This window comes from Rhizobacter sp. P5_C2 (assembly GCF_054049715.1).
In genome coordinates this window covers 1-6,319 of record NZ_JBFULV010000189.1, presented here as the reverse complement: position 1 = coordinate 6,319, position 6,319 = coordinate 1, and the positions used below count along the sequence as shown (strand labels likewise).

General features: G+C 70.7%; 9 protein-coding genes. 4 read left to right on the top strand and 5 right to left on the bottom strand.

All coding sequences use genetic code 11. The features are described from left to right. A partial coding sequence (locus ACXJLU_RS32485) for a Rieske 2Fe-2S domain-containing protein (protein ID WP_457337862.1) occupies positions 1-337 on the bottom strand: 337 nt, incomplete at its 3' end. A 103-nt stretch (positions 338-440) separates the two neighbouring features. Between ACXJLU_RS32485 and kdpE the strand changes: the two genes are divergently transcribed. Continuing rightward, positions 441-1,136, top strand: coding sequence for a two-component system response regulator KdpE (gene kdpE / locus ACXJLU_RS32480; protein ID WP_457337861.1), 696 nt, complete (start codon positions 441-443; stop codon positions 1,134-1,136). Here kdpE and ACXJLU_RS32475 read toward each other — a convergent pair. Next, on the bottom strand, positions 1,115-2,011 hold the full coding sequence (locus ACXJLU_RS32475) for a sensor histidine kinase (RefSeq protein WP_457337860.1): 897 nt from the start codon (positions 2,009-2,011) through the stop codon (positions 1,115-1,117). The two genes, kdpE and ACXJLU_RS32475, sit on opposite strands and share 22 nt — an antisense overlap. Before the next feature lie 279 nt (positions 2,012-2,290). Here ACXJLU_RS32475 and ACXJLU_RS32470 point away from each other — a divergent pair, with 279 nt between their 5' ends. Both ACXJLU_RS32470 and ACXJLU_RS32465 read left to right on the top strand, forming a co-directional pair. Then, entirely contained in the window at positions 2,291-3,037 is a 747-nt protein-coding gene (locus ACXJLU_RS32470) for a Crp/Fnr family transcriptional regulator (protein ID WP_457337859.1), read from the top strand. A 73-nt stretch (positions 3,038-3,110) separates the two neighbouring features. Continuing rightward, positions 3,111-3,800 (top strand): Crp/Fnr family transcriptional regulator, encoded by a 690-nt coding sequence (locus tag ACXJLU_RS32465; protein WP_457337858.1) that lies wholly within the window; start codon positions 3,111-3,113, stop codon positions 3,798-3,800. Positions 3,801-3,828: 28 nt separating this feature from the next. On the opposite strand, the gene ACXJLU_RS32460 is transcribed toward ACXJLU_RS32465, so the two are convergent. Genes ACXJLU_RS32460 through ACXJLU_RS32450 form a run of 3 tightly spaced genes read right to left on the bottom strand, consistent with a single transcriptional unit; the run spans position 3,829 to position 5,703 of the window. Then, positions 3,829-4,437: a DUF1003 domain-containing protein gene (locus ACXJLU_RS32460; RefSeq protein WP_457337863.1), complete on the bottom strand. Its 609-nt coding sequence runs from the start codon at positions 4,435-4,437 to the stop codon at positions 3,829-3,831. Positions 4,438-4,480: 43 nt separating this feature from the next. Next, complete coding sequence (locus ACXJLU_RS32455) at positions 4,481-5,353, bottom strand: OmpA family protein (protein ID WP_457337857.1); 873 nt, start codon at positions 5,351-5,353, stop codon at positions 4,481-4,483. Beyond that, the gene (locus tag ACXJLU_RS32450) at positions 5,350-5,703 is read right to left on the bottom strand and encodes a DUF4398 domain-containing protein (protein WP_457337856.1); all 354 of its coding nucleotides are present in this window, start codon (positions 5,701-5,703) and stop codon (positions 5,350-5,352) included. The genes ACXJLU_RS32455 and ACXJLU_RS32450 overlap by 4 nt, the downstream gene beginning before the upstream one ends. A 288-nt stretch (positions 5,704-5,991) precedes the next feature. Here ACXJLU_RS32450 and ACXJLU_RS32445 point away from each other — a divergent pair, with 288 nt between their 5' ends. Continuing rightward, positions 5,992-6,237, top strand: a complete 246-nt coding sequence (locus tag ACXJLU_RS32445) for a hypothetical protein (protein ID WP_457337855.1) — start codon at positions 5,992-5,994, stop codon at positions 6,235-6,237. Positions 6,238-6,319 lie beyond the last annotated feature (82 nt).

Sequence of the window (6,319 nt, the reverse complement as noted above, 5' to 3'; positions counted from 1 at the left end):
GCGCGGCGACGATGCGCTCGCGCGCGAACACCTGGCCGCCGCGCTGCTCGACGCGCCAGCAGGGCAGGTCGTCGAGCGCCGGCGCGCACAGCGCCGTTCCGCTGCGGATGTCGAACTGCGCATGGTGCATCGGGCAGTGCAGCACGTGGCCGTCGAGCAGGCCGTCGGCCAGCGCGGCGTGGTAGTGGGTGCACTGCGCGCCGATCGCGAAGACCGCATCGCCCTGGCGCACCAGCAGCGCGTCTTCGCCGTCGATCCGGCCGGCGAGCATCGCCCCGTCGGCGATGCGCTCGAGCGGGATGCCGGCGGCCAGGTCGGGAGGGGTGTCGTCGCTCATGGGTCGCTCCGGTGGGTTGCGGTCGGACATCGTGGCACGAATGGCTGTGACAATCCCTCCTCACTTCTTCCTCACCGCTCACCCCCCTGCCGCAGGAGACCTGATGTCCACGCCGCTGCCGATCGCGCTGGTGCTCGAGGACGAGCGCGAGATCCGCCAGTTCGTCCGCCACTCGCTGGAGGGCGAGGGCTGGCAGGTGTTCGAGGCCGGCACCGTGAAGCAGGGGCTGATCGAAGCCGGCACGCGGCGGCCCGACCTGGTGATCGCCGACCTCGGCCTGCCCGATGGCGATGGCGTCGACTTCATCCGCCAGCTGCGCGGCTGGTCGGGCGTGCCGGTCATCGTGCTGTCGGCGCGCACGCAGGAGAGCGACAAGGTGGCCGCCCTCGACGCCGGCGCCGACGACTTCATCACCAAGCCGTTCGGCGTGGCCGAGTTGCTCGCGCGCACGCGGGCCAACCTGCGCCGCATGCGGGCCGGGCGGGCGCCGGCCGATGCGCTGTTCCGCTTCGGCGAGGTCGAGGTCGACCTGTCGGCGCGCGTGGTGCGCCGGCGCGGCGCCGAGGTGCACCTGACGCCGATCGAGTACCGGCTGCTCGGCGTGCTGATCGCGAATGCCGGCCGCGTGCTGACGCATCCGCACCTGCTGCGCGAGGTGTGGGGGCCGGGGCATGCGCAAAGCACGCACTACCTGCGCGTCTACATGGGCAACCTGCGGCAGAAGCTGGAGGACGACTCGGCGCAGCCGCGCCACATCCTGACCGAGACGGGGATCGGCTACCGGTTGCTGGTCGACTGAGCCGCGGACACCGGCCCGGCGTCCGCCGGGATCGCCACGACGAAGCGGCTGCCGCAGCCGAGCCCGTCGCTGTGGCCTTCCACCCGGCCGCCGTGGGCGCGGGTCAGTTCGCGCACCACCGCGAGGCCGAGCCCGAGACCGTCACGGTTGAAGTTCAGTGCATGCGCTTCCTGCACGAACGGGTCGAAGACCTGGAGCAGCGCCTGCGGCGTCATCCCGATGCCGTCGTCGGTGACGGTGAACACGATGCTGTCCTGCTGGCGCGACACCGCCAGCCCGATCGTGCCGCCGCACGGCGTGTACTTCGAGGCGTTGCCGAGCAGGTTGCCGAGGATCTGCGTCAGCCGCGAGCCATCGGCGTGCATCTCGCCCAGTGCCGGCGGCATCGTGAGCTGCAGCCTCTGCAAGCGGCCGGTCATCGCGGGCCGGCAGCCGTCGAGCGCGTCCTGGACCACCTCGGCGATCTCGACCGGGCCGAGCACCAGCCTGAGCTTGCCGGCGTTGACGCGCGACACGTCGAGCAGGTCATCGATCACGCGCGTCATGCGCACGGTCTGCCGTTCGATGATGGCCAGCAACTGGGGCGCCTGCTCCGGCGGCAGGCGCGCCAGCAGGATGGCGGTGGTGCACAGCGTCATCAGCGGGTTGCGCAACTCGTGCGCGACGATCGCCATCTGCTCGGCCTGCCGCTGGTTCAGCAACTCGGCGATGCGTCGTGCGTCCTGCGCGTCGGCGAGGGCGCGCAGCAACTGCGCGTTCGCCTTGCGCAACACGGCCAGCGCGCTGCGGTTGGCCTGCTCCTGGTCCGCGGGCGGGGCCGGGCGCGGGCGGAACGGCAAGCCGATCACGTGGAGCGGGTGGAGGGAAGCGGACATGGCGAGGCTCCTCGGAGTCGGGAGCGCATGCGGGGCGGGAAGCACCGTTGCCACCGGCGGACGGTGGGTCGGTCTTGTTGTGGGCTGTGCTCGGATGTCGGACTGTGCCCATCGACCGCGACCCGGTCTGTGCGTTGGCGAACACCGCCTCGCTTTGACGATTGATTTGTTCGATAGCGCACAGACCAGACCCCACCAGCGCCTATAGTCTTCGACGCGGGCGGAGCCACGCGAGACTCGCTCGCCGAGGTTCCTGCACCGACAAGGGAGCCGCCTCGCATGATCCTGTCACACCCCCACGAACCGGCGCAAAAGCCGGCGCACAGACCGACGCAGAACCAGCTGCTCGCCGCGCTGCCCGAAGAAGACCTCGCGCGCTGGCTGCCGATGCTGGAGTGGGTGGACATGCCGCTCGGCCAGGTGCTGTACGAGCCCGGGCGCACGCTCAGCCATGTCTATTTCCCGACCACGGCCATCATCTCGCTGCTGTACGTGATGGAGAACGGCGCGTCGGCCGAGATCGCGGTGGTCGGCAACGAGGGCATCGTCGGCATCTCGCTGTTCATGGGCGGCGAATCGACGACCAGCCGCGCCGTCGTGCAAAGCGCCGGCATCGGCTACCGGATGAGCTCGAGCACGATCAAGGAAGAGTTCAACCGCGCGCCGGTGCTGCACCTGTTGCTGCGCTACACACAGGCGCTGATCACGCAGATGGCGCAGACGGCGGTGTGCAACCGCCACCATTCGCTGGACCAGCAGCTGTGCCGCTGGCTGCTGCTGAGCCTGGACCGCTTGCAGGGCACCGAGCTGACGATGACGCAGGAGCTGATCGCCAACATGCTGGGCGTGCGGCGCGAGGGCGTCACCGAGGCGGCATTGAAACTGCAGAAGGCTGGGCTGATCCGCTACGCACGCGGGCGCATCGCGGTGCTGGACCGGCCGGGGCTGGAGGCGCGCACCTGCGAGTGCTATGCAGTCGTCAAGAACGAGTACGACCGCCTGCTGCCCGAACGCACCGTCGCCTGATCGCCGCCTGAGCGCCGCGTGATTGCGTGCGCTGGCAGACGGTGATGCGCGACGCTGTGCCCCATACTGGAGGATGACCGCCACCGGCAACCGCTTGATCGACCTGCTGCCCCCCTCGGACCGACGCCGCCTGCTCGCCCTCGGCGAGGAGGTGCCGCTGATCCTCGCCGAGATGCTGAGCGAGCCCGGCGAGTCCACGACGCACGTCTACTTCCCGACGCAGGGCTTCGTGTCGTTGATCTCGCGCGTCGACCAGCACCCGGGCCTGGAGGTGGGCATGGTCGGGCGAGAGGGGCTGCTGGGCGTGCACGTCGCGCTCGGTGCGTCGATCGCACCGCTGCATGCGGTGGTGCAGGGGCCGGGTGCCGCCTGGCGCATCGCGGTGCTGCCGTTTCGCCGGGAACTGGCCGGTAGCGCGGCACTGCAGCGCAGCGTGGCGCGCTACGTGAACGTGCTGATGGCGCAGCTGGCGACGTCGGCGGCCTGCCTGCGCTTTCACCTGATCGGGCCGCGCCTGGCGCGCTGGCTGCTGATGAGCCAGGACCGCGCGCAAGCCGACCACTTCCACATGACGCAGGAGTTCCTGGCCTACATGCTCGGGGTGCGGCGCGTCGGCGTGACCACCGCCGCCGGCTTGCTGCAGCGCGCCGGGCTGATCGACTACCACCGCGGCGAGCTGCGCGTGACGGACCGGGCCGGGCTCGAGGCGGCCGCGTGCAGCTGTTATGCCGCCGATTGCCGCGTCCACGCCGAGGCGGCCTGACCCGCCGTTTCAGCGCTTGCGGTTCCGGTCAGCCTCGGCCGGTGCGATCGCCGGCAACGTGGGCGCCGGGAGATCCCGGCGCGACGGGTGCCTGCGCCGGGCGCACCAGGTGCTCCAGCAGCCGCAGCTGCTCGGCCTGCATGTCCAGCAGTTCGCGCCACTGCCCTTCGCGCAGCAGATCGAGCTTGTCGTGCAGCAGCATGATCTCGAGTTCCGCCTTCAGGTTGACCTCGTAGTCGTGCTCCGCATGGGCGCGGTCCTTCTCGGCCTGCCGGTTCTGCGACATCAGGATCACCGGCGCCTGGATGGCCGCGAGCATCGACAGGAAGAGATTCAGCAGGATGTAGGGATAGGGGTCGAAGGTGCTGCCGCGCTGGCCGAGCAGCCATGCGTTCAGGCCGACCCAGCCGACCATGGTGGCCCCGAACAGGCCGATGAAGACCCACGAGCCTCCGAAGCGCGCCACGGCGTCGGCGGCACGTGCCGAGCGGTCGGGCGCAGCGTCCGGGTCGTCGTGGACCGGCCGCGCGATGTGCTCGCGTTTCGCGACATGGCGCGCCACCTTCCGGGTGCGTTCGTCCAGCGACGCGTACGGCGCCCCGAGCAGGCCGGTGGCGATGTCTTCGGCATCGCGCAGCACGGCCGGCCCGGTGGGGCGCGGCCGGCTGGCGTCGGTCGGCTCAACGCGCCTTGACAACGCCGTCTTCATTCGACAGAACCACCTCGACGCGGCGGTTCATCTGCCGGCCGGCTTCGGTGTCGTTGGTGGCCACCGGGTAGGCCTCGCCGAAGCCGCGCGTCGTCAGCCGCTGCACGGCGATGCCCTGGTCGACCAAGGCCGTCCGCAAGGCCTCGGCGCGCCGCGTCGACAACTCGAAGTTGCCGGTCTCGGTGCCGCGGCTGTCGGTGAAGCCCTCGATCATTGCGGTGCGCTTCGGATGCTGGCGCATGAAGTCCGCGAGCTTGTTCAGCGCCCGGGCGCCGCCGGAACTCAGCGCGGCGCGGTTCGAATCGAACAGCACGTCGCCGAGCGTCAGCACGTCGCCGCGGTCGGTCTGCTTCGAGCCGAGCTCCTTCAGCTGCAGCGCGAGTGCGTCGGCCCGCGCCCTGTCCTGCTGCGCATTGGCGTTGGCGGCGGCGAGCTCCATGCCCTTGTCCTGCGTCGCCTGCTGGGCCTTCGCGACATCGCTTGCCGCCTTGTTGCCCACACCTGCGGCCTTGGCATCGGCCGCGGCCTTGTCCCAGGTGCGCGCGCTGGTGGCTTCGCGCGCGATCGCCACGCGCTGCTGTGCCAGGTAGGCGTAGTGGTCGACGCTGCGCAAGGTGTCGCCGCGGGTGCGCGACGCTTCGGCGCTGGTCAGCGCATCGCGCGCCTGCGTCATCTCCGGGGCGGCGAACTCGTTGGCCTTCGGGTCGGTCTCCAGCTGCCGGTAGCTGGCGCGTGCGCGGTCGAGCGCGGCATTCGGCGCGGGCACGGTGCTGCAGCCCATCAACACGGCGGCGAGCGCGGTGGCGGTGACAAGCGGGTGGATGGTGTGGCGGATGGGGTTCATGGCTTGACTCCGGTGGACACGGCCTTGCGGGCCTCGTCGGCTGCCTGGCTGGATTTGGCGGTCTGCATCTTGCGCACGGCGAGCTGCGCGTCGAGCTGGCTCTCGTCGGCAAGCTGCTTCGCCAGCACGTAGTCCTTGTCGGCGAGGGCCTTCTTTGCCCCGGCGAGCTTGTCGGCGGCCAGCCGGGTCTCGGTCGGCGCGTAGGCCGGTGCGCCGGTGGCATCGGCGCTGTCGACCGCGGCCTTTGCGGCGGCCATCTGTTCGGTGGGCGGCGGGCCGGATGCGCAGCCGGTGGCGAGAAGCACTGCGAGCGCCAGGATGGACAGACGTGGCAAATGAACGAGTCTCATGAGAGAGCTCCTTTGAGCTGGGAAGGGGAGGCGGACGGGAGCGGGTGGACTGCGGCTGCACCCGTTGACGCATACGTAGCTCGGCAGGCGGTGTCACTCTGGCGCCGCCGATGCAAGGACATTCGCAGGCGCTGCGCTCGCCGTCTGTCTGCCAGCGCACCCAGCGCGTGGGTGATATCCATCACCCAAGGCCCCCCTGCGGCCATCGCGCGACATGCTTTTCCGGCGATCGGCCGGGCTCGCGATGAGAACAATTCACTCTCATCGCAACCCCCACATGACACCACCATGCATGTCGCCCGCCCTTCCGCCGACCTGTCGGCCCGCTCCCTCCCGAAGCCTGCCGCCACACCACCGGCGGCTGCCGCCGGTGGATTCGGTTCCAGCCTGAAGCCGGCAGCCACTTCGGCGACTGGCGCTGACGCGGCTGAGGCCGCACCGGCCGCCGCTGCATCGGCGCCGCCGAAGCCGGACCTGGCCAGCTCGCTCTCGACGGTGTCGCTCGCCGCCACCACGCCGCGCCAGACCGCCTGAGATGGAGCACGCAGCTTCGATCGGCGCGGGCGCTTCCGCGGCGCATGCGGCGCCGGCCGCACCCGCGGCGGGGCCGTCGGCC